The organism is Aquimarina sediminis (assembly GCF_002895435.1).
In the GTDB taxonomy this organism is placed as follows: Bacteria; Bacteroidota; Bacteroidia; order Flavobacteriales; family Flavobacteriaceae; genus Aquimarina; species Aquimarina sediminis.
The window spans coordinates 180,731-205,863 of record NZ_POYJ01000008.1 but is presented as its reverse complement, the minus strand read 5'-3'; the positions used below and the strand labels follow the sequence as shown (position 1 = coordinate 205,863).

At 32.9% G+C, this 25,133-nt stretch carries 21 protein-coding genes; 10 read left to right on the top strand and 11 right to left on the bottom strand.

Annotated elements, in window-relative coordinates; genetic code table 11:
* Positions 1–142: 142 nt before the first annotated feature.
* The 4 genes from C1X07_RS17200 to lptB all read left to right on the top strand — a co-directional run bounded on the left by C1X07_RS17200 (position 143) and on the right by lptB (position 3,135).
* Positions 143–1,129, top strand: coding sequence for a KpsF/GutQ family sugar-phosphate isomerase (locus C1X07_RS17200; protein ID WP_394335671.1), 987 nt, complete (start codon positions 143–145; stop codon positions 1,127–1,129).
* Entirely contained in the window at positions 1,129–1,962 is an 834-nt protein-coding gene (gene tatC, locus C1X07_RS17195; protein ID WP_103071263.1) for a twin-arginine translocase subunit TatC, read from the top strand. The genes C1X07_RS17200 and tatC overlap by 1 nt, the downstream gene beginning before the upstream one ends.
* Complete coding sequence (locus tag C1X07_RS17190; protein ID WP_103071262.1) at positions 1,963–2,328, top strand: carboxymuconolactone decarboxylase family protein; 366 nt, start codon at positions 1,963–1,965, stop codon at positions 2,326–2,328.
* Positions 2,329–2,394: 66 nt separating this feature from the next.
* Positions 2,395–3,135, top strand: coding sequence for an LPS export ABC transporter ATP-binding protein (lptB, locus tag C1X07_RS17185; protein ID WP_103071261.1), 741 nt, complete (start codon positions 2,395–2,397; stop codon positions 3,133–3,135).
* Between the two features lie 44 nt (positions 3,136–3,179).
* Here lptB and C1X07_RS17180 read toward each other — a convergent pair whose 3' ends face one another.
* The 7 genes from C1X07_RS17180 to C1X07_RS17150 all read right to left on the bottom strand — a co-directional run bounded on the left by C1X07_RS17180 (position 3,180) and on the right by C1X07_RS17150 (position 10,491).
* A complete protein-coding gene (locus C1X07_RS17180) occupies positions 3,180–4,166 on the bottom strand; it encodes a CapA family protein (RefSeq protein WP_103071260.1) in 987 nt (328 codons plus the stop codon).
* Positions 4,135–6,591 (bottom strand): DUF3160 domain-containing protein, encoded by a 2,457-nt coding sequence (locus C1X07_RS17175; RefSeq protein WP_103071259.1) that lies wholly within the window; start codon positions 6,589–6,591, stop codon positions 4,135–4,137. The genes C1X07_RS17180 and C1X07_RS17175 overlap by 32 nt, the downstream gene beginning before the upstream one ends.
* 20 nt (positions 6,592–6,611) lie before the next feature.
* On the bottom strand, positions 6,612–7,181 hold the full coding sequence (locus tag C1X07_RS17170) for a hypothetical protein (RefSeq protein WP_206604251.1): 570 nt from the start codon (positions 7,179–7,181) through the stop codon (positions 6,612–6,614).
* 3 nt (positions 7,182–7,184) lie between these two features.
* Positions 7,185–7,934 (bottom strand): CDP-alcohol phosphatidyltransferase family protein, encoded by a 750-nt coding sequence (locus C1X07_RS17165; RefSeq protein ID WP_103071258.1) that lies wholly within the window; start codon positions 7,932–7,934, stop codon positions 7,185–7,187.
* A 172-nt stretch (positions 7,935–8,106) separates the two neighbouring features.
* Positions 8,107–8,325: a hypothetical protein gene (locus C1X07_RS17160; protein ID WP_103071257.1), complete on the bottom strand. Its 219-nt coding sequence runs from the start codon at positions 8,323–8,325 to the stop codon at positions 8,107–8,109.
* Positions 8,326–8,610: 285 nt separating this feature from the next.
* Positions 8,611–8,790, bottom strand: coding sequence for a hypothetical protein (locus tag C1X07_RS17155; RefSeq protein ID WP_103071256.1), 180 nt, complete (start codon positions 8,788–8,790; stop codon positions 8,611–8,613).
* A 90-nt stretch (positions 8,791–8,880) separates the two neighbouring features.
* A complete protein-coding gene (locus C1X07_RS17150; protein ID WP_103071255.1) occupies positions 8,881–10,491 on the bottom strand; it encodes a vitamin K epoxide reductase family protein in 1,611 nt (536 codons plus the stop codon).
* Between the two features lie 574 nt (positions 10,492–11,065).
* Here C1X07_RS17150 and lnt point away from each other — a divergent pair.
* Complete coding sequence (gene lnt / locus C1X07_RS17145; RefSeq protein WP_103071254.1) at positions 11,066–12,655, top strand: apolipoprotein N-acyltransferase; 1,590 nt, start codon at positions 11,066–11,068, stop codon at positions 12,653–12,655.
* 77 nt (positions 12,656–12,732) lie between these two features.
* Here lnt and C1X07_RS17140 read toward each other — a convergent pair whose 3' ends face one another.
* Together C1X07_RS17140 and C1X07_RS17135 are read right to left on the bottom strand one after the other, a co-directional pair.
* Entirely contained in the window at positions 12,733–13,956 is a 1,224-nt protein-coding gene (locus tag C1X07_RS17140; protein ID WP_103071253.1) for a GTP-binding protein, read from the bottom strand.
* A 310-nt stretch (positions 13,957–14,266) separates the two neighbouring features.
* Positions 14,267–15,706 carry a C-type lectin-like domain-containing protein gene (locus C1X07_RS17135; RefSeq protein WP_103071252.1) on the bottom strand — a complete coding sequence of 480 codons (1,440 nt, stop codon included), beginning with the start codon at positions 15,704–15,706 and terminating at the stop codon, positions 14,267–14,269.
* 356 nt (positions 15,707–16,062) lie between these two features.
* Between C1X07_RS17135 and C1X07_RS17130 the strand changes: the two genes are divergently transcribed.
* Together C1X07_RS17130 and C1X07_RS17125 are read left to right on the top strand one after the other, a co-directional pair.
* On the top strand, positions 16,063–17,934 hold the full coding sequence (locus tag C1X07_RS17130) for an ABC-F family ATP-binding cassette domain-containing protein (protein WP_103071251.1): 1,872 nt from the start codon (positions 16,063–16,065) through the stop codon (positions 17,932–17,934).
* A gap of 37 nt (positions 17,935–17,971) precedes the next feature.
* Entirely contained in the window at positions 17,972–18,547 is a 576-nt protein-coding gene (locus C1X07_RS17125) for a hypothetical protein (RefSeq protein ID WP_103071250.1), read from the top strand.
* 96 nt (positions 18,548–18,643) lie between these two features.
* Here C1X07_RS17125 and C1X07_RS17120 read toward each other — a convergent pair whose 3' ends face one another.
* Positions 18,644–19,240, bottom strand: coding sequence for a PAS domain-containing protein (locus tag C1X07_RS17120; RefSeq protein ID WP_103071249.1), 597 nt, complete (start codon positions 19,238–19,240; stop codon positions 18,644–18,646).
* Between the two features lie 246 nt (positions 19,241–19,486).
* Here C1X07_RS17120 and C1X07_RS17115 point away from each other — a divergent pair, with 246 nt between their 5' ends.
* Both C1X07_RS17115 and C1X07_RS17110 read left to right on the top strand, forming a co-directional pair.
* Entirely contained in the window at positions 19,487–20,173 is a 687-nt protein-coding gene (locus C1X07_RS17115; RefSeq protein ID WP_103071248.1) for an ABC transporter ATP-binding protein, read from the top strand.
* Between the two features lie 144 nt (positions 20,174–20,317).
* Positions 20,318–21,757, top strand: coding sequence for a sodium:solute symporter (locus tag C1X07_RS17110; RefSeq protein ID WP_103071247.1), 1,440 nt, complete (start codon positions 20,318–20,320; stop codon positions 21,755–21,757).
* On the opposite strand, the gene C1X07_RS17105 is transcribed toward C1X07_RS17110, so the two are convergent.
* Positions 21,734–22,096 carry a CoA-binding protein gene (locus C1X07_RS17105; RefSeq protein WP_103071246.1) on the bottom strand — a complete coding sequence of 121 codons (363 nt, stop codon included), beginning with the start codon at positions 22,094–22,096 and terminating at the stop codon, positions 21,734–21,736. The genes C1X07_RS17110 and C1X07_RS17105 overlap by 24 nt on opposite strands.
* 439 nt (positions 22,097–22,535) lie before the next feature.
* On the opposite strand from C1X07_RS17105, the gene C1X07_RS17100 reads away from it, so the two are divergent.
* The gene (locus tag C1X07_RS17100) at positions 22,536–24,911 is read left to right on the top strand and encodes a TonB-dependent receptor domain-containing protein (RefSeq protein ID WP_103071245.1); all 2,376 of its coding nucleotides are present in this window, start codon (positions 22,536–22,538) and stop codon (positions 24,909–24,911) included.
* The last annotated feature ends 222 nt before the right edge of the window (positions 24,912–25,133 follow it).

Genomic DNA, 25,133 nt, shown 5'->3' with positions numbered 1-25,133 from the left:
GTGGATGTTTCGTTTTTTAATTTTAGTGTGTCAAAGATAAGCAAAGCATAAAATAATACGCTTTTTTTTATCAATATTTAAAATTAATAAGGTATTGTATACCTTTGCGCAAATTAAAGATAATAAAATCTTTATTTATAACATGCAAATTTTGAAAATTTTGAAGACTAAGGATACTATAATTTCATATGCAAAAAAAACTATCGCCGAAGAAGCCCGTGCGATAGCCCATTTAGAAGGACTTATTGATGAAGAATTTTCTAATGCGGTAGATACTATTCATAACTCAAAAGGCAGGGTTATAATTACTGGAATTGGTAAAAGTGCAATTATTGCTACAAAAATTGTAGCCACTATGAATTCTACAGGAACTCCTGCTGTCTTTATGCATGCGGCTGATGCAATTCATGGAGATTTAGGTAACATTCTTGAAGATGACATCGTTATTTGCATATCTAAAAGCGGAAATACTCCTGAAATAAAAGTGTTAGTCCCATTAATAAAGAATTTTAACAATACTTTGATCGGTATTACTGCTAATAAAAAATCTTTTTTGGGTATCGAGGCTGATTATGTGTTACATGCTTATGTAGAAAAAGAAGCATGCCCAAATAATCTTGCTCCGACCACCAGTACTACTGCGCAACTTGTTATTGGAGATGCCTTGGCTGTTTGTTTATTACATCTTCAAGGTTTTTCTAGTAGAGATTTCGCTAAATATCACCCTGGAGGTGCCCTTGGCAAAAAACTATATTTACGAGTAAGCGATATAACCTCGCAGAACGAAAAACCTGAAGTATCTCCTGACTCGAATATAACAAGTGTGATTGTAGAAATGACAGAAAAAAGGCTTGGAGCAACTGCAGTGACAGAAAACGGTGCTATAATAGGTATTATAACCGATGGTGATTTACGTAGAATGTTAACCACCAATATTTCTTCTTTTGAAGGATTAACCGCCAGAGATATTATGTCTCCAAATCCTAAACGTATCAATAATGATGCTATGGCTGTTGATGCTCTTGAAAAATTAGAAGAAAATTCTATATCACAATTATTGGCAGAAGAAGATGGAAAATACGCTGGTTTTTTGCATATTCATGACCTAATTAGAGAAGGTATTTTATAATGGCAAAAAATAGCACCAACGATCCTCAATCCATGTCTTTTCTAGATCATCTAGAAGAATTACGATGGCACCTGATTCGAGCAACTGTAGCCGTACTTATAGCAGGAGTTATAGCCTTTGTTGCCAAAGAGTTTATTTTTGATGTAATTATATTTGGTCCAAAAAAACCAGACTTTCCAACATATAAAGGATTATGCAACTTGTCTAAACTCCTGGGATTAGACGAAAGTCTATGCTTCAAAGAATTACCTTTTAGTGTTCAAAGTAGAAAAGTAGCCGGGCAATTTTCTGTTCATATCTGGACATCGATAACGGCTGGATTTATTTTTGCATTTCCGTATGTTATATATGAATTTTGGAAATTTGTTGCCCCAGCCATGCATGCAAATGAGAAAAAATATTCTAAAGGTTTTATTATTATTTGCTCTTTGCTTTTTTTTCTAGGGGTCCTTTTTGGATATTATGTGATCACCCCATTATCAATCAACTTTTTAGGAGGCTACCAAGTAAGCAAAGAAGTTCTTAATGAATTTGATATTGACAGTTATATCGCACTAGTAAGAGCATCTGTTATCGCCTGTGGGTTAATATTTGAATTACCAGTAATTATGTTTTTCTTAACCAAGATTGGGTTAGTCACTCCTGAATTTTTAAGAAAATACCGAAAATTTGCGTTGGTAATCGTGCTAATACTTTCTGCAATAATCACACCTCCTGATATTGCAAGTCAGGTTATTGTCGCAATTCCTGTTTTAATTTTATACGAAATCAGTATTTTTATTTCTAAAGCAGTGATTAAAAAAGCAAATAAAAAACTTCAAAAAACGACCTAAATGAGTGATATAGTAGATGATTTTAATGCATATAGAGAAAAAATGAATTCTCGAATCCTTGAGGATAATAATAAAATAATAAAAAGAATCTTTAATCTAGATACTAATGCCTATACAGAGGGTGCTCTAAACGTAAAAACCAAAGAGCTATTGGGATTAGTAGCTTCTATTGTGCTTCGCTGTGACGATTGTGTTCGTTACCATCTCGAGACTTGTCATAAAGAAGGACTAACCAAAGAAGAGGTTGTGGAGTCTCTTAGCATCGCAACCCTTGTTGGAGGAACAATTGTTATTCCCCATTTGCGTAAAGCTTATGAATTTTGGGATGCTCTTGAAGCAAAAGCTTCGCAAAGCTATTACGGTTAAAAAGAATAATGTAAATTTACCAGCTAAATTATAGCAACACCTCTATTATAAAGAAGTCATTCTAGCATGAAATTAAAAGCAGATAATCTTATAAAATCATATAAAGGCAGAAAAGTAGTAAAAGGAATTTCTCTAGAAGTAAATCAGGGAGAAATTGTTGGGCTTTTGGGTCCAAATGGAGCTGGTAAGACGACTTCTTTCTATATGATCGTTGGTTTAGTTAAACCAAATGGAGGAAAAATTACTTTAGAAAACACAGATATTACCAAATACCCGATGTATAAAAGAGCACAAAACGGTATTGGTTATTTGGCTCAGGAAGCATCTGTTTTTAGAAAACTAAGCATCGAAGATAACATCTTAAGTGTTTTACAACTTACAAAACTTTCTAAAAAAGAGCAGTTACATAAGATGGAAGCTCTTATAGAAGAGTTTGGTCTAGGTCATATTCGCAAAAACAGAGGTGACTTACTAAGTGGTGGTGAACGAAGACGTACAGAAATTGCAAGGGCCTTAGCTACTGACCCTAATTTTATACTTCTTGACGAGCCATTTGCGGGAGTAGATCCTGTAGCGGTAGAAGATATACAACGTATCGTTGCTCAACTCAAAAATAAAAATATAGGTATCCTTATTACTGACCACAATGTACAAGAAACCTTGGCAATTACGGACAGAACTTATTTAATGTTTGAAGGTAGTATTCTTAAAGCGGGTATCCCAGAGGAACTGGCGGAAGATGAAATGGTACGTAAAGTTTATCTAGGTCAAAATTTTGAATTACGAAAAAAGAAATTAAACTTCTAATTATAGTGCTTTTGTAAAAAACTGTTGTTGTCTTAAACGCTGCACTATAGTTTAGGTACACATTTTTCAATATCAAATGTGATGTCATTAAATACTGTTTTTGACTCACTTATCACCATCTCTACCATTAAACCCTTTGAGTTAATAGGATTAGATTGATCAAAAATAAAATTCCCTAAACTATAGTAGATTTGTTTTTCATTGTAAGTTTCTATCGATTGGATAGTATGGCTATGATGCCCAATAATAGCATCTGCTCCCGAATCGATTAATTTTCGAGCCTGTTGTTTTTGGATAGTTAAAGGAGTTGTAGTGTGTTCTGCTCCCCAATGCAATTGAATAATCACCACAGAGTTAGGCTCTATTTTTTTCAGTTTCTTTATTCGTATAGCTATTTCATCAAACGACTCTTCACATACACAAGGCTTATTCTCTAAAAATGGCCAATTCTCTGACGGTACTTGAAGTGATGATAATACATAAATTTTTCTTGGAGAATCAGTGATTAATTGTGCTTTACAGGCTTTCTCTAAATTCGTTCCATACCCTAGAGGAATCAAACCATTGTTTAGAATGTTCTTTTCTGTATCAACCAACCCTTTTCTTCCTTGATCCATTGCATGATTATTTGCCATGTTCAGGTGGGTAATCTTATGTTCTTTCAAACCTGATAACCACTCAGGTTCTGCTCTAAAAATAAACTGCTTATTAATAGGTTCCATAATTTTGGTTGCCGGGCATTCCAGATTAGCGATTATAATATCACTTTCTAAAAAAACAGAATCTATAGTCGCATCGAATAAATTATCAATTCCTAAGTGCTCTATTCTCTCTCTAACTCCTCTATCGAGAAGTAAATCTCCGGTAAAAATGATTTTTACCGTTTCTAATTCTTTTTTTGGGGCAGTATTGCAAGAAAACACAATCAATCCACCAAAAAATAGTATAAGAAACGGCATACAAAGCAGTACCCTCTGTATATTTATCGATACCTTCTTTTTAGCATCCCGAACTATAAAATATTTTTTCATTAGGTTTTGGAGAATCAATAGGAACTATAATCTCTTTAATCCAAGCTGGCATTTCTGGGGCTTGATTTTTTTCTAGCATTTCTTGCCACTCTTCGTCTGTCAATCGATTATCTAGTGGGACATGAAATTCATGATAGCCAAACACAGCTCCTTTGGTAAGATATAGGTATCCTTCGATCTCTACAATAACATAAATATCATTTACATTTCCTGTAGCAACATGCAAAATTCCTTTATCAGGGTTATTACTTCCGTTTGCGGTATAGATATCAGCCACCACGGCAACAGATTTATCAGGTCCTTTTACATTATCCCAGCTATCTGCTCGTTGCCCTTCTACGGTTACCACATCAAGTGTTAACCATTCGAATGTACTTCCAATAAGTTCAATCTGGGCATATTCTTTCTCAGAGAGTTTTTCTCCCGAAAGTTCTTTTTTGCTGGCAGAAAGCAAAAATTCTGCATTTTCTCTCATACTAGATGTTATACGAGAGATATCAGAATTAATAAGATTATTTTTTTGTAAAACCTCTTGAGTTAAATCGATCAATTCTATGACAGAGTTCCAATATCCTATATTTGGCTCAACATATCCTACTGTATATGGACTTGGTGGTCCCCCGTCTCCGCATTCTGCCGCCATAGGTTGTTCTGCATAGAGGATAGCATCATGCTTTAACTCTGCCCAAGAGGCTAATGATGCATTTAAATCCTTTTTTGCCCATTGCGGTGTCTGCATAAAATAGGGGTAATCCTTATTTGGCTTTTGTAATTGCAAGAGTCCTTCTATCCATTTATTATACACTGTTGAGCTCCAATCTAATTCTTTCATTTTATTTTTCATGGAGCCTAATATTGTAGGGTACTCACTCCAGTTCTCATCTTCCTTCAATTCATTAATTAAAATATTTTCTGCAGAAACACTACCAAAAGCAGCCATTACATCAAGCCCTTTGGGATATCCTCTCTTTGTTACTTCGCTCTTAACATCAACGAGCTCCTGTAAAATTTCGTTATCTGATAAATATCGTTGAGGAATAAAGTTAATCTTATCTACACAAGTTGAAGCTTCCTTGGCTTTTATAGCATTCTGATTATCTGCTATTTTTTTAACTTCTTTTCTAAACTTTTCTAAAGATTCTTTATTTGTAAGAAGATCATCTAATTCTACCTTATCTTTTTTAATAATTTCAACCAAATTTAAAAATGACACATTATCAGGAAGACCTATAATAAAGTTTATAGGTTCCATAATGGCATTGTATTTTTTTAAAGTTTCTTCACCATAATTAGGACTATTAACCAAAGTTGCAGCACTTAGAGCTGCTCTTTTTAAATGAGTATCATTATCCAAACAAAAAGGAGCAGTTTGTAACCACATCATAGATTTGAAATAGCGCTTCAAGCTATCTGTTCTTGTGTAATGTCCTCTGGGTTTAAAAAGGCTATATGGGAACCTTACATCTTTATAGTCCAAAAAAGCCGAAAAATCATCTTGGGCAGTATTTATATTTTCTAATTCTTCCTGATATTGATTCTTAAAAACTCCAGGAACTTCTACTGTTTTATCAGTTAAAATTGTATAAGCAATTGCATAATAAGTAAAATTATAAGTTGCTAATTCTTTAATAGACGCTTCCTGTGCTGCCGCTTCTATACTCTTCATATCCTCCATCATTGATGTACATATCTGAGAGACTAACGGAATAAACTCCTTCTCTTCAACAGTTCTAAGAATATATCCAAAATACATATGAAACAATTGCATATACATATCGGTAGTTACAAAATTAGGAAACTGCTGATAGTCATTTTGTTCATATACATGAAATAACTGAATATTATCATTAGGAACTATTGCAAATCCATTCTTCTTTAACATTGCCATCAGTTCTACGGGAGCCTCTTCCATCTGAAAAAGGTTTACTACATTATCCACGTTTATCGACTTACGACCGGCATTCTTTATAAAATTTTGTAATTTCAATTCATTCTCTCTATTCTTTAACTTTTCAATAAACTTTTGTTCTTCTTTGGTATATACTATAGGAGAAATTGATCCTTCTTCTTCTTTCCAATATCTATCTTCCATTTTTTTATCATACCAGCTAGTGGTACTAAAAATTGCTCTAAGATCTGCTTTCATAAAACAATACCCTTGTTTTGCAGCAAATGCATTACGTAAAATTCTAAGATCAGACAGGCTAAGACTTGAAACATCCATTCCTAAATCTATATTACCATTTAACAGTTCTACATCCAGTTGTTTATTAGCAATCAAAGGATTAACCCGTTCTTTATCTGCTTTTTCAAGCTCTACTACATCATCATCAGCTTTATTATCACGTTCTTTTTCTTCAGATTTCTTACTGTTACCACAACTTAGTAGCATTAAAGAAATAAATACTAAAATCAGTTTTTTCATAATACTTTGTTATCAGTTGATTAATTTTCTAATAGTGATAAAGCCGCAATGCTATCTATCTCTCTTTTTAAATACCTTGTAAACTCCAGTCCAAACTTACGCCATTTGTATTCTGCTACTAAATATTTACCACTCTTTTCTTTTTCAACGCTTCTTATCCTGGTTTGTTTTTCTGTTTTTTTAAATCTAAAGTCAACTAAAGGCTGACTCAGTCTTGATCCTAACCAAAGAGGACGCACCAGTCCTTTATAATTTTTAAAAATAAAGAGTCGTTTTGCTTTTTTAGGGTGAAAACGAGTTTGTTTAACTACTCCAACAAGTGCATCCTCTACCCCATCTTTATTAATATCACCTGTCTGAAACGCATATACAGGATAAGGTAACTTCCACCAAGTAGCGGTGTCAACTTTATTTACAGATAAGTAATGAAGTGAATCGTTTTGTTTTGAAAGAAGAAAACTCCCTCTTTTAATTTGCTCTGGAGAAGTTTTTTTGTCTGAGCAGGATATAAATAGCATTACTATGATATTTAGCACTAAAAAATAGCACAAATTTCTATCAAGTTTTTTATGCAAAATCTCAATAGTCATGAATTATCCCTTCTTCGAAAAAAATAGTGACATAAACACATAAAGTAAAATTATACAGGGGATAGCCAAAAATTTCAATAAGAAAATTAGCACTATTGCAAGAAGTAGAAAGATATACCTAACCTTATTCTCTGCAAAGCCCCATGTCTTAAATTTTAAGGCAAATAAAGGAATTTCGGCATTAAGGAGATAACAACTAATCAGCGTTAATCCAATCAAAAACCATTTGTTTAGAATAATCTCTACTATCCAGGGCTCTTGTTGAAACTTGAGAATAAGTGGCAAACTCATAATCAACAAAGTATTTGCAGGAGTAGGTAATCCAATAAATGACGTCGTTTGGCGTGTGTCTATATTAAACTTAGCCAGTCTATATGCTGAAGCTAGTGTTATCAAAAGTCCTAATAAAGAGAGGTATCCCATATTAATCCCCAATAGAGATAAATCTGAAGCTGTTGTGCTTTCTGCATAAAACGGATTTCCAAAAACTTGCGTAAGCATTTGATACATCGCAATCCCTGGTACAACTCCACTTGTTACCATATCTGCTAATGAATCCAATTGCAGCCCTAATTCACTTTGCGCATTTAAAACTCTAGCGGCAAAGCCATCAAAAAAATCAAAAAAAATACCCAATCCTACAAATAATGCAGCTAACTCCAAGTTACCTTTTACAGCAAAAATTACTGCAATACATCCAAAAAAAAGATTGAAGAGGGTGATGATATTTGGGATTTGTTTTTTGATCCACATAAAGTTTATTTTTTATGTAAAAATAACAAACTAAACCAAGATTTATTTGAATATATTTTTTAACTCGCAAAAGAATTAGCTAACCTATTACATACCACTGACTAATACTCTACATACAAGTAAAGGGGAAAGATATTGATCCTTCCCCTGTTTTTTTGGTTACTATATTACATTAGTAACATACTGATACTGCTCCGGCACCAGGAGAATAACATGTACTCGAAGCACATTGAGAACCTTGAGAACAAGGACAACCAGATGGTGTACTCCCTGTTTCATTATCACCCCAACAAGGATCTCCCTCGTGAGTAATAGGTATTCCTCCTCCAAAAATTTCTTTTTGTTGAGTCTTACTTAAAGTTTTCCCTAAGTTTAAAATTTGTTTTTTCATGATTTAGTTTTTAAAGTTCTTTTTAAAGAACATTTTTAGATTTTTTTATAAAAACTACTCTGCATGAGAGTCTTTTTGTTACAAGAAAAAGTTTTACACCTTTTCTTTTTACAGTTTATAACATTGGATCTCATAATTACACAAGAGAGTACTGTTCATCAATTAGGAAGGTAGATATGTTTATAACAATTCACCAACGAACCTTTCCTTTTCTGACTTTAATTTACTCTGCTCTGTTTACTACTCTTCCAATGTTTAAAATTCACTTTTAGAATGAATTAATATCTAACAACATTTAGCATAATTTGGATCAGTACTCATCCCACCATTATGCATCTGTACATAATTACAAGTGTATTCATTCCATCCTAATTCTTCGCAAGTAGCTGGCATGTATCCACCATTAATAGTTTTTTGTTCTGCTTTATTTAAAGCCTTTCCTAAATCCAAAATTTGTTTTTTCATGTTTTAATTTTTAAAATTACTGTTGTGGTGATCATTTTAAGACACTCACCAAATGTGTCTATTCCTCGCGAGAGAATATGTTTAATTTCTTTATAATATAGCTTGCTCTTCGGTTACAGGAGTCGTTGAGTACCGTATACTTTCTTTCAAATCTTCGATAAAAAAAATCAAATCTGACAGCTTGTACTCTGTTGGAAACGATTGCCCGTTAATCAATACTTTTGGAGTGAAATTGATAGCGTTTTTCATACACCAATTATGTTGTTTCTTTAATTCAAGGGTGTACTTTTCTTTTTCTTGACAATTCCCCCATTTCTTATACCAAGTATCTGGTTTTTCTCCCCCGTAAATATCTGTCATAGCCTTCATGCATTTTTTTTCTCCTTTGATGTTGTATACCTCTAGTAATCTACTCGTGATGCTAGCCACTTCGCTTTGTGTATTTTGAGCATTAACATTGAAACGGATAATTACTTTTACATCATTTTCATATCGGTTAAGGATTTCCTCAATATGCTTATGAACTGGTCTACAGTGACCACAAAATGGATTCGTTATCACAACAATTTCTAGATCTGAGGTAAGACTCCCTAAAACAATTTCTTGACTTTCATTAATTCTTGTATCCAATCCAGGGGATTTATTAAGCATTCTTTCAAACAAGGCAAAGTTTCTTCTAAATTTAACCCCTGCTATCTTCTCTTCCCTTAAATCTTTTACCTCAGCAATGATTGGTTTTATATAGCTCCATCCAAGTAATGAACTTACTCCGATTACCCCCAAAACAACTATATCAGTTAATTCAATACTAATAAAATAAGTGTTCGCTAATAAAGATATTAGCGCCTGTAACCATAACACTCCAACAATACTCAAACACAATAAACACCATTTTTTCACTACATTATGTTGGTAGTACAGAGAATATAAAGTTATTGGAACTACTAATAAACTTATTGAATAAGAAAGTACAGGGTTGGTTATTTGAATTAGAGTTAAAACCGTTATTATTGAAAAAAATAGAATACTAAAATCACTTAATTTGTATCCTCCTAAAATTTTTGCTCCTTTTGAATTTAATACTACGTCACAATCTTTTTTATCATCAGTTTCTGAACAAAAAGCATCTCCTATAGAAGTTTGTAGTCCCAAATCCTGTTTTACAATAGCGACACTTATTATTAATCCCAATATAGATAGTAATAGAAAAGTGGTGTTATATATAGAGTCAGTATTTCTTAAAAGTAAAAAAATCGTTAATACTCCCAACAACCCAAATCCAATGTATTGACGGTTTTTATTTGATTTTGATCCTATTAAAGTAGTATCAGTCTTTTCAACCGCCACAACAACCCCTGTGAACTTTTTTAGAAATTCACTTTCTGACGTATTCTCCTTCTTCTTTTCTGAATCGTATACTAGATAGCTTTTCCCTTTTTTCTCAATAGTCACCAAACTTTTTACATTATTTGAACTCACCTGTGCCAAAAAACAGTTAGGAAGTTGCTCAAGTGTAGAACTATCAACAGGAACCTGAGCGGCAATATTTTCTATATTAAAATGATCCAACACTCCTGTTATCGAATGTAAACTAGGATAAGAAGGGTGACTTTGAATCTGAAATGCAAGTTCTTCCTGATCAAAAGAAATTTTGTTTTTGTTGAGAAGTGTTTGTACTAAATTGACTAATGAATCTTTCAAAAAAAAATCGTTTTAGGGGTTATTTTTGTTTTCTTGTTTATTCTGAGCCTAAGTATTAAGTCTATCCTTTTTTTTGTCTAACAACGCATCAAAAAAATAGATTTGTTAACACTACAAGTCAAAAAGTAAGACTAAAAATGTATCAAAGAATTAACTCAAATATATAATAAAGAAAACAAGGAACACAACACAAAACCCCCTAAAAACCCGGTATTTAGATGTAAATTTATAAATCTTAAGCACAACTATATTTCAAAAAAATACAGTGATAAACAATAAAAAAAGCTTTAAGACAGATGCAAGTAAAATGATTATAGAATTCTAAAATCGAAGTATAAATTTATAAATTTTAAGCACTACTATATTTTGTAAAATTACCATTGAAAATAGTAGAATAAGAGTAATATTACTTTACAGAATCATAATATTTTTAAGCATTGCATTTGGTATCTTACACCCATATCTCGAAAAAACATTATCGTTACATAACTTAACAAAAAAGAAGTATTCAATTTTATAATTTGTAACTAAATAAGTTTAACTTCGTTATTACTAAGGAAGCCTTATATTATTTATGAAAAATATTTTACTGTCTATTAGTGCTGGTCTCTTGCTTTCTATTAGTTGGCCAACATATGGTTTTCCATTATTTCTATTCTTTGGTTTTGTTCCTCTTTTGGTTACAGAATATAATCTTCGCAAAAGCAAGTATAGCAAAAGCCTTGTCTTTGGTCTTTCATTCCTTACTTTTTTTATCTGGAATATGATTGCAACTTGGTGGATATATAATTCTACTCCATTTGGGATGTGGTTTGCTGAGATTGTAAATAGCCTGATAATGACTTTGGTATTTTTAGTGTATCATATTGTAGCCAAAAGAACGAAGTTTATTACGGGAAGTATATTTCTAGTATGTTTTTGGATGAGCTTTGAATATTTACATCTGCAATGGGAGTTTTCATGGCCATGGCTTAACCTAGGTAATGGGTTTTCAAATTATACCTCTTGGGTACAATGGTATGAATATACGGGAACTTTTGGCGGAACCCTCTGGGTGTGGATTGTTAATATTGGAATTTTCAAAAGCATTCTACTTTATATTGAACACAAGGATAAAGGTATCTTGTATAGATCTATACTTCGCAATGGATTGAGCATCCTTGTTCCAATCATTATATCTTTTTTGATTCTTAAAACTTATAAAGAAGAAGGCAATGATGCTGAAGTAGTTATTCTACAACCAAATATTAATCCATATACTGAAAAATATAACACTACTGATGATCGTATTGGCAAGTTATTAGACTCCTTAACCAATACCGTTATTACTCCTAAAACAGATTTTATCATCGCTCCAGAGACCGTTTTTGCTGATAATAACAGATTAGCTAATTTCTCCGTATCAATTGCTAAAAAGACAGCAAAAAAACTACTTGATAAATATCCCAATGCCCATTTCTTATCTGGAATATCATTAATAGATGTATTTAATAATCCTAATAAAATTCGAAAGCAAACAAACACATATAAGGAGGGTATCTATTATGATGATTATAATTCTGCTTTTTTTGTTCGATCTGATGGAACGGATGAATTGTATCACAAAAGTAAACTGGTTGTTGGTGTAGAAAATTTTCCATACCAGAGCGTGCTTAAACCAATTTTAGGAGATGCTATGATTGACCTTGGAGGGACTGTAGCCAAAAAAACCACTCAAGAAGATAGAGAAGTATTCTTTACCAAAGACAGCATTGGAGTTGGCACCTTGATCTGTTATGAAAGTATCTATGGTGAGTTCGCCACGGGTTATATAAGAAATAAGGCAGATTTTCTGGCTATTATCACTAATGATGCCTGGTGGGGTAATACTCAAGGACACAGGCAACATTTATCTTATGCAAAACTTAGAGCAATAGAAACACGAAGAAGTATTGCACGAAGTGCAAACACAGGGATTTCGGCCATTATTGATCAAACTGGAAATATTATAACCTCATTAGGTTATGAGGAACAAGGAACAATAAAAGGCACCCTCAAAACTAGTCAGAAGGTAACCTTCTATACTAAGGCTGGGAATTACCTAGCAAGGATCTCTATCTTTATAGCTATAGTTATCTTATTATTATCTGTTACTAAAAGAAAGTCAAAAACACCTTCTTTATAACATTTGTAACAAAAAAACTTTAATTGTTCTTTTTTGTGGTTTAGAAAAATCTAAATCCGACAAATTACTCTAGGAATCTATTTCAAAGGATAAATTCGCTGAACAGGCCATTCATCATTATAACCTTCTTCCCATTTTTGAGTAGCCAGTTCTTCATCCTTTGCCAAGCAAAAATTGAGTTCTGACTTAATTCCTTCTTCATCCATATTTTGACCAATGAAGACAATTTCATTTTTTCGATCTCCAAAGGTTCTATCCCATTGCGATTCTATTTGATTTTGATTTTCTACAAATGGTAAATACTCAATTCTTTCTTCAAATGGCATACTACTCCACCAAACACCTGCACTATCAGTTCTTAAAGAACCTCCTGCCTGCCCCCAAACTAATGCTTGATCCGGTCGCGACGCCACCCAAAACAATCCTTTACTTCTAATCACTGTCATTGGAAATCGATTTTGAATATAATCCAAAAACCTATCTGGATCAAAGGGCTTTTGATTTCGATACACAAATGAACTAATACCATATTCTTCAGTTTCAGGAGTATGTACTTCGGTATTTAACTCCTTAATCCACCCAGCACTTTGCTCTGCTTCTTCAAAATCAAATAAATTTGTGTTCAGTATTTCTTTAGGAGAAACTTTACTAAAAGAGGATTCAATAATTTTGGCTGAAGGATTTAATTTTTTAATAATAGAATTCAGAATACTTAGCTTCTCTTTTGTTACTAAATCTGTTTTATTTAATATGATAATATTCGCAAATTCAATTTGATCGGTTAGAAGATTAACAATGGTTCGTTCATCACCTTTTATATCTGTTAAATCCCTATCCATAAGTCTTTCGATACTACCAAAATCTTTAAAGAAATTAAAAGAATCAATTACCGTGACCATAGAGTCGATATAGCTAAACTTCGAAAGATCGATTCCGTTTTCTTCATCAACAAAACTAAATGTTTGAGCAACAGGAACAGGCTCACTAATTCCGGTACTCTCAATAAGCAGATAATCAAACCTGTTTTCATTGGCTAAGCGTTCTACTTCTATCATTAAATCTTCTCGTAGGGTACAACAAATACATCCATTACTCATTTCTACCAGCTTCTCTTCTGTTCTTGAGAGTGTGTTTTCACTTTTAATCAAATCAGCGTCGACGTTAACCTCACTCATATCATTGACAATGACAGCTACTTTTAACCCATCTTTATTATGTAAAACATGATTTAATAATGTTGTTTTTCCTGCCCCTAGAAAACCACTTAAAACCGTAACCGGTAGTTTATTTGAGATACTCATTCGATTCAAATGTTTTGATAAAAATGTAAATTCTATACAAATATAGCAAAAACACGCCAAATGCAACATCATTGCATTTGGCGTGTTTTTGCTATATAATCCCCAAATCTTACAGTATACAAAAGGAGATTGAGATAACAAATAATCACTGCTAGACTAATTCTTTTGAATAAATCAGAAGTTCTTGGCTTTGCTATATTTAAAGTAAAATTGGTATTCTGAATCTAAAAATCTCAAATGGATTGAGCAATCAATAGTAGGTGTACCTCAATCCCGTACAACTAAGTCCATATGTGCTATCAATAATAAGCTAATACTTTACTCTATATGTTCTTTGCCTATTGGTAATAACACTACAACTTATCCTCAATCGGGTAACTCCTGATATTTGTAAGGGAGTATCTCCTGGCATTCCTCCGTATTCTACAATATAACCCTGTGAGGCATATGATCCTCCTGGCGATCCTCCACCGATAGGTAAATCATTCCAGGAATTAGGTACTCCAATTCCTGGCGCAGTAATATGCGCATAATCTTCGCCTCCACAACAATTATTTGGCTCACCATTATTCCAAAATTCAAATTCACCTGCCACCGCAGATCCAGTTTGATTTCCTAACCAGAAAACCGTGCCTGCTTCTGGCCCTGTAACCCAGGTCCATTGCCCTTCTACCGCTTCATCGTTTGCTCCTATCCAGCCATTTCCTGTTATCTGTGAGCCTGCAAAAGCAGCCTCTCCTGCACTCGTTAGTGTTGCCAAATATCCTTGTAACCCGAAGTACGTTCTTGCTGCTGCATCATCACGGGCATCATCCCAACGAATACCAGGATCAGCTACAAATTCATAAAAGTGACCAGTTTCTGGAAGTAAAAGTGCATTTCCTATTACAATAGAAAACTCCTTCAATTCTGGAGGACTAGACCCACTTGCCGAGTATACTACACCCAAAATGGCCGCTTCAAATTCTGCAAATGTAGCTGGTCCCGTAAGAAAAAGTCTTCCCTCAGTTACATTCCAAGAGGTAGTGATATTCGGGTGGCTTCCGGTTAAAGTCAATAAATCCTGACCGTTTACATAACCGGATGATATTTGTATGGATATCTCATCTACTGTAGTATCATCTGGATCAGTAATTGTAACAGACTGTACAACTGGCTTAGAATTAGAAGCATTAGGACAAAAATGCTGATCTCCACTTACCACAATAGATGGTGGTTGGTCAGGTGTAAATGCCGCCAAAATCTGCACATTATCAATAAATGCTCTATCATTATTAGTACTCCAGTTATTTCCTACATTTTCAAAGCGTATAGTGGTATTAGCAGAGGTGTACGTTGAGATATCTATACTATAAAATCCAGATTGGGTTCCTCCAAATGATGCTAATGTAGTAAAGCTAGTACCATCACTGGATATTCTGATAGCTATCTCTTCTCCGGCTTCTAGGCTGGATGTTTGCCAATTAAAAGACAATGTAGCATTTGCAGCTGCAGACAAATCTGCAGTTCTTTGAATTCTTTCTGACCAAATATATCTAAACCTAAGACGGCTTCCATTTATACTAATATACCCTCCTGCAGGGTCATTATTTGTAGCAAAAGGCTCATTTTCACTCCAATTACCAGCCCAATTTAATGTACCATCATTATTGCTATATGAAACAGCTCCAAATTCATCTCTATACGTATCCTGGGCAAAAGATAAGAGACCGAAAAGCAATAAATATACTAGTAATAATAGTTTTTTCATTTTTTAAAAATAAAAAAACCTTACAATTACCATGAACATTTTAGACATATTAACTTTATGGTTTTGACCTGTATAATAGATAAGCAAAAAACATACATGAATAAGGCATTATAAATCAAAACATTATGACCTATATTTAAGTTTTACTTGAAAAATATTTTTTTTATAAAATTTCACCCCTCCTTTCTAAAACATAAAATTCTCTTCACTTACGGCGCCTTTTTTATTTTTAAATCATTCATTATAGATTAAAAATCATGTTATATACTCCCTTAGATAAATATTTAAGTAAAACACGATTACTTTATAAGCTTCTTACTTTACATCTTTGTACCTTTGCAACTTTATAAAAAATTGTGAATTACGTATCAGTAGAACATATTGCCAAAGGATTTGGAGAACGCATTCTCTTTAAAGATATTTCTTTCGGGATTAATGAAGGTCAGAAAATTGGTTTTGTTGCCAAAAACGGAACTGGAAAAACATCACTTTTAAATATTATAGCAGGTGACGAAGAACCTGATGAAGGGCAAGTAGTATATCGTAAAAACCTAAAAGTAGCCTTCTTACCGCAAGAACCAAATTTAAATCCCGACCTTACCATAGAGCAAACCATCTTTGCCTCAGACAATGATGTGCTTCAGGTTATTAAGGAGTATGAAAAAGCATTAGAGAATCCCGATGATGTAGAAGGGTATCAAAATGCTTTTGAAAAAATGGATGCTATTAATGCCTGGGATTTTGAGACTCAATACAAACAAATACTCTTTAAGCTTAAACTTGAAGATTTACAAAAAAAAGTAAGCGCATTATCTGGTGGTCAAAAGAAACGATTGGCTCTGGCTAATATTTTATTAAGTAAACCTAATCTATTATATCTCGATGAGCCAACAAATCATCTTGATTTAGAAATGATAGAATGGTTAGAGGAATATTTTGCCAAAGAAAATTTCACCTTATTTATGGTAACTCATGATCGCTACTTTCTAGAGAATGTATGTAATGAGATTGTAGAATTAGAAAATGGTCAACTATATAGCTACAAAGGTAATTATGCATATTATTTAGACAATAAAGAATCTAGGGTTGCCAATGAGCAAATTGCTACCGATAAAGCAAAGCAATTATATAAGAAAGAATTAGACTGGATGCGTCGCCAGCCTAAGGCCAGAACGACCAAATCTAAGTCTAGAATTGATGATTTCTACGAAATCAAAGAACGTGCTCACAAACGTCGTAATGATCATGAAGTACAGTTAGAAATTAATATGGAACGTATGGGGAGTAAAATCCTTGAACTTCATAAAATTTCTAAAACCTTTGGCGATCTTTTGTTATTAGACAAGTTTGAATATGTCTTTAAAAAAGGAGAGCGTATTGGTATTATCGGTAAAAATGGAACCGGAAAATCCACTTTTCTTAACATGATAACTGGCTCTATTACTCCAGATCATGGAAAAATAGTTATCGGTGATACTATAAAATTTGGATATTATACCCAGAGCGGTATATCTATCAAAGAAGGTCAAAAGGTCATTGATGTAATTAGAGAATTTGGAGATTACATCCCTCTAAAAAAAGGAAGGCAGATCTCTGCTCAGCAATTACTTGAACGCTTTTTATTTGATCGCAAAAAACAATATGATTTTGTAGAAAAACTAAGTGGTGGTGAACGAAAAAGATTGTATTTATGTACTGTCCTTATCCAAAACCCTAACTTTTTGATTTTGGATGAGCCAACAAATGATCTGGATATTGTAACACTTAATGTACTAGAAAACTTCTTGCTAGATTTTCCAGGGTGTTTGATTGTGGTATCTCACGATCGTTATTTTATGGATAAAATCGTAGACCACCTATTCGTGTTTAGAGGTAATGGAGTTATTCAGGATTTCCCAGGTAACTACACTGATTATCGTACTTATGAAAACAGCAAAGAACCTGAGGTAAAAATAGCCGAAAATACCGCAGAAACAAAGACTAAAAATAGCTGGAAAAAAGATAGTAAAACGGCACTTTCTTACAACGAGCAAAAAGAATACAATAGAATTGAACGGGATTTAAAAAAGTTAGAACTTCAAAAGAAAGAAATCGAAAATCTTTTTACAGAAGGTAACTTAGATAGTGAAAAAATTAATGAAGAATCTCTAAAGCTTAAAAAGATTATCCAGGAAATCGAAGAAAATGAAATGCGTTGGTTTGAGCTTTCTGAAAAAATGGAAGGGTAGTTTCTAGAAGTAAAAATGAGAAATTAAGATTAAAAAAATGCTCTTTAGAACAAAAGCATATTTCAAATTCCTTTTTAAGTCTACTAACCAGCACGGTGTGCACTCACCTTTTGTATATAACCTTGTTACAAAATGCTTTTATAATACTAAAGAGAAAACAATATACTCTACATTAAAATCAATACTCAAAAAGTCAGATCATAAAACTGAATTTAAATATCGTACCGCCAAACTTCTAAACCGGATTCCATCTTACCTAGAGATCAAAAAAGTACTTATTCATACCAATTACACTGATGTCATTACCCAAATTTTGACACTTGATAACACCATCTTAATTGACAAAATTGCTGATAACAAGAAAGAATATGACATGATTTATGTTGATATAAATCAATTGCAACATCCTCAGGAAATTGAAGCATTATTTATTAAAATGCATAACAACAGTGTAATTATACTAAACTCGATATGGGAGTCTGAATCTACTATTGCGGTTTGGAACCAAATAAAGGAAAATTCAAAAGTAACTGTAACCATTGATACTTTTTATCTTGGTTTTGTTTTTATCAGAACAGAACAAGCCAAAGAGCATTTTACTATCAGGATATAAAAAAGCCCGAAGATTATAATAATACAGTCTTCGGGCTTGGACAATTAAAAACTAGAGTGTTTACAAAAAGTAATTTTTGGGCATAGACAACAGCTTTTATCTAAACATTCTTACAAATAAGCCTTTACGCTTATAATATTGTAATTCTTTTAAATCGACTGGTTTCTTGGTTTCGGTCAAACAAATGTCTTCTATAAACTCATCATAAGTCATTTCTTTTTCTTCTAGATAGCCTATCAAGTATTTTTCAGCAACTTCTACTCCTCTAGCCTGTTCTATAGACAAAATTTTTCTATAGAGTTCACTTACTTTTTCGATCGTATCTCTTGGCGGTGCCTTTCTTCGTGCAAAAAATGAGGTAATTTCTCCTGATTCATCTTGCTTCACTTCAAAATCAGTAATTACCCAGTAATACCTTCCATCTTTTGCAAGATTTTTTACTAAGGCATGGATGTTTTCTTTCGCATTTAATCGCTGCCACAACCATTTAAAAATTACCTTTGGCATATCTGGGTGACGAATCACATTATGAGGCTGTCCAATCAACTCATGTTCCTCATATCCACATATTTCCATAAAATAATCATTCGCATACTCAATAATCCCTTTAGGATCTGTTTTACTCATGATTGTTTTTTTGGGATCTAACATTATTTCTACATTAATAGGCTCGGGGCGCTTTAGTGTTTTCATATCGCTTCTGTTAGTTAATAGTTTAATACAAAAATACTAGTAACGAAAAGTGCAAAACATGACAAAAATCATAGTCTAAGCAGGGAATTCAGAGGGTTTAAGTTTTAACTGTTTTTTAACCTATCCTGTTCTGAATACTATAAAAGCTGTAGACACGTAACATTCTATGATTAGAATGTAACAAGTTCTTATCTGCCGCGTCATATAGTCAAAAATTGTATCTTAATCCTTTACAAAGGTTATCATATGGGAAATGTTATAGAAATCAGAGGAATTGTCAGAAATTTTCAACTAGGTCAGGAAACTGTTTATGTTCTTAAAGGGATCGACCTAAATATTGCCCGTGGAGAATATCTGGCAATAATGGGACCTTCTGGTTCTGGTAAATCCACTCTTATGAATCTTCTAGGGTGCCTAGACACTCCTACCTCAGGAACATATAACCTAAATGGAAACGATGTAAGTATGATGACTGATAATGAATTGGCAGATATACGAAATCGGGAAATTGGTTTTGTATTTCAAACTTTTAATCTATTGCCAAGAACCACTGCATTAGATAATGTTGCATTGCCAATGGTATATGCAGGGATTTCGAAAAAAGATAGGGTGATCAGAGCAGAAGAAGTTCTTACTGATGTTGGTCTCTCTGATCGAATGGATCATAAACCTAATCAACTCTCGGGGGGACAGCGACAGCGTGTAGCTGTTGGACGGGCACTGGTTAATAAACCTTCGATAATATTAGCCGATGAACCTACAGGTAATTTGGATTCTAAAACTTCATTAGAGATCATGCAGCTTTTTGATGAAATTCATGCAGCTGGTAATACCGTAATTCTTGTTACTCATGAAGAAGAAGTAGCCGAACATGCACATAGAGTAATTAGATTAAGAGACGGTATGATTGAAAGTGATGTAAGAAACAAGTAGATATAAGCATGAAGAGTTGATTTGATCACTATTGCATTTTTTCTGTTTTTTTCATAAAAATATTTGACTGATAACTAAATTCTGGGTCAGCACAGTTAATACTTCTAAAATTTGTATTTTGGGGTTTCATTTTAACCAAGATTCATGCAGCCATTACACATCCTGCTTCTTATTGCAGCTTATTTTGGGATTCTTCTTCTCATTTCATATTTCACAGGAAATAATTCAGGAAACGATGCTTTTTTTAAAGCCAATCGTCAATCACCATGGTATATTGTAGCCTTTGGTATGATAGGGGCTTCTTTAAGTGGTGTCACCTTTATATCGGTTCCTGGATGGATCGAAGCCTCTCAATTTAGTTATATGCAGGTGGTTTTGGGGTATATTTTAGGGTACGCGGTTATAGGTACTATATTATTACCTCTGTATTATAAACTTAATCTTACATCGATTTATACATATCTAGATGAACGTTTTGGTAATTATTCATACAAAACGGGCGCTTCTTTTTTCTTACTTTCCAGAGTCATTGGAGCGAGTTTCAGACTATTTTTGGTTGCAAATGTTTTGCAATCAATTCTTTTTGATGCACTGGGCATTCCTTTTTGGGTTACAGTGATTATAACCATACTTTTGATATGGCTATATACTTTTAAATCCGGAATTAAAACTATTGTTTGGACAGACACATTACAAACTTTGTTTATGCTAATAGCAGTCGGAGTAGCAATCTACTACGTATCAGATGATTTGGGGATTAGCGGATCTAACCTACTTGGCTATATCTTAGAAAGTGACCTTTCAAAGATGTTCTTTTTTGATGATATAAAAAGTGCAAATTATTTTTGGAAACAATTCTTATCCGGTGCTTTTATTGCAATTGTTATGACGGGACTAGATCAGGATATGATGCAAAAAAATCTTACCTGTCGAAATTTAAAAGATGCACAAAAAAATATTTTTTGGTTTACCATTGTATTGACTATTGTAAATTTTATTTTTTTAGGTCTTGGTTTACTGCTCACTCAATATGCATCACAAAATGGAATTGATGCCCACAAAGACCAACTTTTTCCTGTGATTGCTACACAAAGTGGATTAGGTTTTGGAATTGCAATATTTTTTGTACTTGGTCTTATTGCGGCTGCTTATAGTAGTGCTGATAGTGCATTAACATCCTTAACGACATCATTTAGCATAGATATATTGGGTATAGAAAAAAAATACAATCAAACCGATCAGGTAAAAATGCGAAAAAAGATACATATACTCTTTTCTTTTATACTTGTTCTGGTAATAATAGCTTTTAAATATATCATCAGGGATGAAAGTGTAATTGCCAAGTTATTCGTCTTTGCGGGATATACCTATGGACCATTACTAGGTTTGTATGCCTTTGGATTATTTACAAAATTAAAAGTAAAAGATCGCTTTGTACCAATCATTGCAATCTTATCTCCAATTTTATCTTATATCATTAGTAGTAATAGTGATAATTGGTTTGGATTCAAATTTGGGTTCTTTATCCTAATTCTAAATGGTTTTTTAACTTTTCTGGGATTAATACTGATTCGTAGAAAGTAGTACAAGCGTACATGCCACTTCAGTCTTAATTCCTGCTGCATCAAGTTTTTGATATAGCTCTGGATTTTCTGTTCCAGGGTTAAAAATAACTCTCCTTGGTTTCAAGCTTATAATAAAATCATAATAAGGTTGCTGCCTAATAGGATTTAAATACAATGTAACAGTATCAATATTTTCTATATTCTGGGTATCGGTTTTAACCTTTACACCAGCAATTTCCCCTTTTTTTAGACCAACAGCGATAACTTCATAATTATGAGCAACTAATTTGTGTATCACAAAATTTGAATACCGCTTCGTATTTAGTGAAGCCCCTAATACCAGTGTCTTTTTGTTCATTAATATTATTTAGTTATGAGGTAATGAAAATAGATTTATAGTACCAATTAGTTAAAGATCTAAACGTTAAAAATAAGCTGAAAAATGTTAAAAACAAAGGAAGAATGTAACACAAATCGCTGCACCACGTCTTACTTATAAAAGGATATGATTTTTCATAAATTTAGTTAGTTAGTTACTTTATAATAATCGAATATTATTCATAGTTGATGGTTAGTGTTACTATTTGGTTATTATAAGGAAACCGCCCCAAACAGGGGCGGTTTTTTATTTTATGTAATATTATGTTAAAATCTAAATATGCTGTAACAGAATTTAAGAACTATCGTCTTACACTTATATACAATTAATCACTGTGTGAATTTTATAAACAACACGTGCTTGTATTATGTAATACAAAGTACATTGTATAACAATTATCAATCAAATAAACGTTCAAATGAAAACAAGCAATCAAAAGATTATTTTATTATTTTTCTCTTTTTGGTGTCTATTTTTAACAGCTCAACCAAGTAATAATGCTGTAGTAGGATCTATTCAAGGAAAAGTTATTGACAAGAATTTACAGCAACCAATACCCTATGCGACTGTTGCAATCCATGATGGAACCAACAAAATTATTAGTGGAGGAATAAGTACTGATAATGGAGAGTTTTTAATCTCAGATATCCCTAAAGGAAATTATACATTAAAAATACAGTTTATTGGATATAAAACATATTCTCAGCCTATCGAAATTTCGAGAAATAGTAAAGATGTTAATGTTGGGACGGTATCATTAGAAGAAGAAGCCGAAGCTTTGGATGATGTAACGGTAGTGGCAGAGCGAACTACAATTGAGCAAAAAATTGATCGCAAAATTATTAATATAGGTAAAGACCTTACTACAACCGGAGGTACTGCTGCCGAAATCATGAACAATATCCCATCGGTTAATGTAGATCAGGACGGAAATATAGCGCTACGCGGAAATCAAAATGTCCGTATCCTTATTGATGGTAAACCAACTAATATTGATGCAACTCAATTATTAAAACAAATTCCGTCTACTTCAATTAAGAAAATTGAGTTAATCACTAATCCTTCAGCAAAATACAACCCAGAAGGAATGAGCGGTATTATCAATATTGTACTTCATAAAAATAGTACTATTGGTTTTAATGGTAATATCAATTTAGGTCTTAACTACGATGAAAATGCCAGATTTAACAGTTCTATAGATCTTAACTATAGAACAGGAAAAGTAAATGTGTACGGTAATTACGGTTCAAATGTTTCTAAACAGAGACAAGGAGGGTTTATTTTTAGAAATGATGATAATACTAAACAAGTAATCGATATATTATCAAATAACAAATCTCATATTTTTAAAGTTGGTCTTGATTACTATATCAACGACAAAAACACTTTTTCTGTCTACACTAATCAAAATTTGTTTGATGGTGAAACCGATTTGGTAACAAACATTTTCTTTTTAAATAATGATCAAAATGATTTAAGACAACCTACTATTAATGTCGGAGATAATGTAGCGTCAACATATAACCTAGACTACAAACATGATTTTGAAAAAGAAGGACATAATATCGAACTAGAAGTAGATTACAATGTTTTTGAAAGTGAAAGTGATGATTATTTTAATGCTACAGGCGGAGACGGATCTTTTGTTCCTTATAATGATCTTATTGACAATGACAGAAAAAATACCATTATTAACCTAGACTATGTAAATCCATTGTCAGAAAAAACAAATCTGGAATTAGGAGCCGAAGCTCGTTTTAGAAGAACCAATAGTGATTATCACACTACTTCACTCTTATTTGAAAATATAGCTTTTAGCTATGATAGAGATATCTACTCGGCATATGCAACTTATGGGCAAAATTTTGAAAAATGGTCATATCAGGTAGGAGCACGTGTAGAAAGTTATGATGTTACAGCAATCAGAAATAATGAAACTGTATTCGAAGATGATTATATCACTGTATATCCATCTGCTTATTTATCATACAAGCCAGGAGAAAAAAACAGCTATCAACTAAGCTATAGCAGACGAGTTGACAGACCAGGACTAAATCAGGTAAGTCCGATACGAGAATGGAATACTCCCAGAATTTCGGGAAGAGGAAACCCTTCTTTAGATCCGCAATTCACGAACTCACTAGAAGTAAATTATACTAGAAAATTAAATAAAGGTTCAATCACGGGAGGAGTATTTTATCGTCAAATCAATGATGAAATTAATCAAACCTTATCCATAGACCCTTTGGATGATACTCGACAAATATTAACCCATGCAAATTTTGACGATAATTCTGCCTATGGTATCGAAGTAAATGGTAGTTATAAATTCACAAATTGGTGGAGCGTTAATACCAGTTTTGATTTATTCTCTCAAAATCAAAAAGGGGTAGTAAACAATATATCAAGGGATATTAGTTCTACAGTTTATAATATTAGAATGAACAACAGCATAAAGGCGACAAAAAGTTTGACTTTTCAATTGTTCGGATTTTATCGCAGTGCTCGAGACGAAATTCAGTTTAATCTTAAGCCATTCTATTTTGTTAATGCAGGAGCCCGTTATAATTTCTTAGGAGGCAAAGGTACTTTTAGCATCAACTTCAATGACATATTTGATACAATGAAATTCAGGATTGAAAGTGAGATTCCTTATCAGCAAAATGGAGAGTTCCAAGGAGAAACACAAACTGTATTTTTAGGGTTATCCTATCGTTTTGGAAGTGGTAAAAACAGAAAAGCTTCAAGAAAACGAAGAGACGATAATGAAAAATCTGGTGGAGGATTGCTATAACCCACCTCTAAAATCTCAAAAAAGCATCTATTTTAATGGCAATTTCGCAAAAAAACACCTTAAAGTTAAATAATTGCAAAAAATTCAAGAATTCTGTAACACATTAGATTTTACAACGTTTAATATAGTATAATCATGGTTATGATTTATTTGAATTAGCCTTTAAAAAATTGATAACCGAGTTATTAGATAAAAAAACGCGAAGCTTGATTGCTTCGCGTT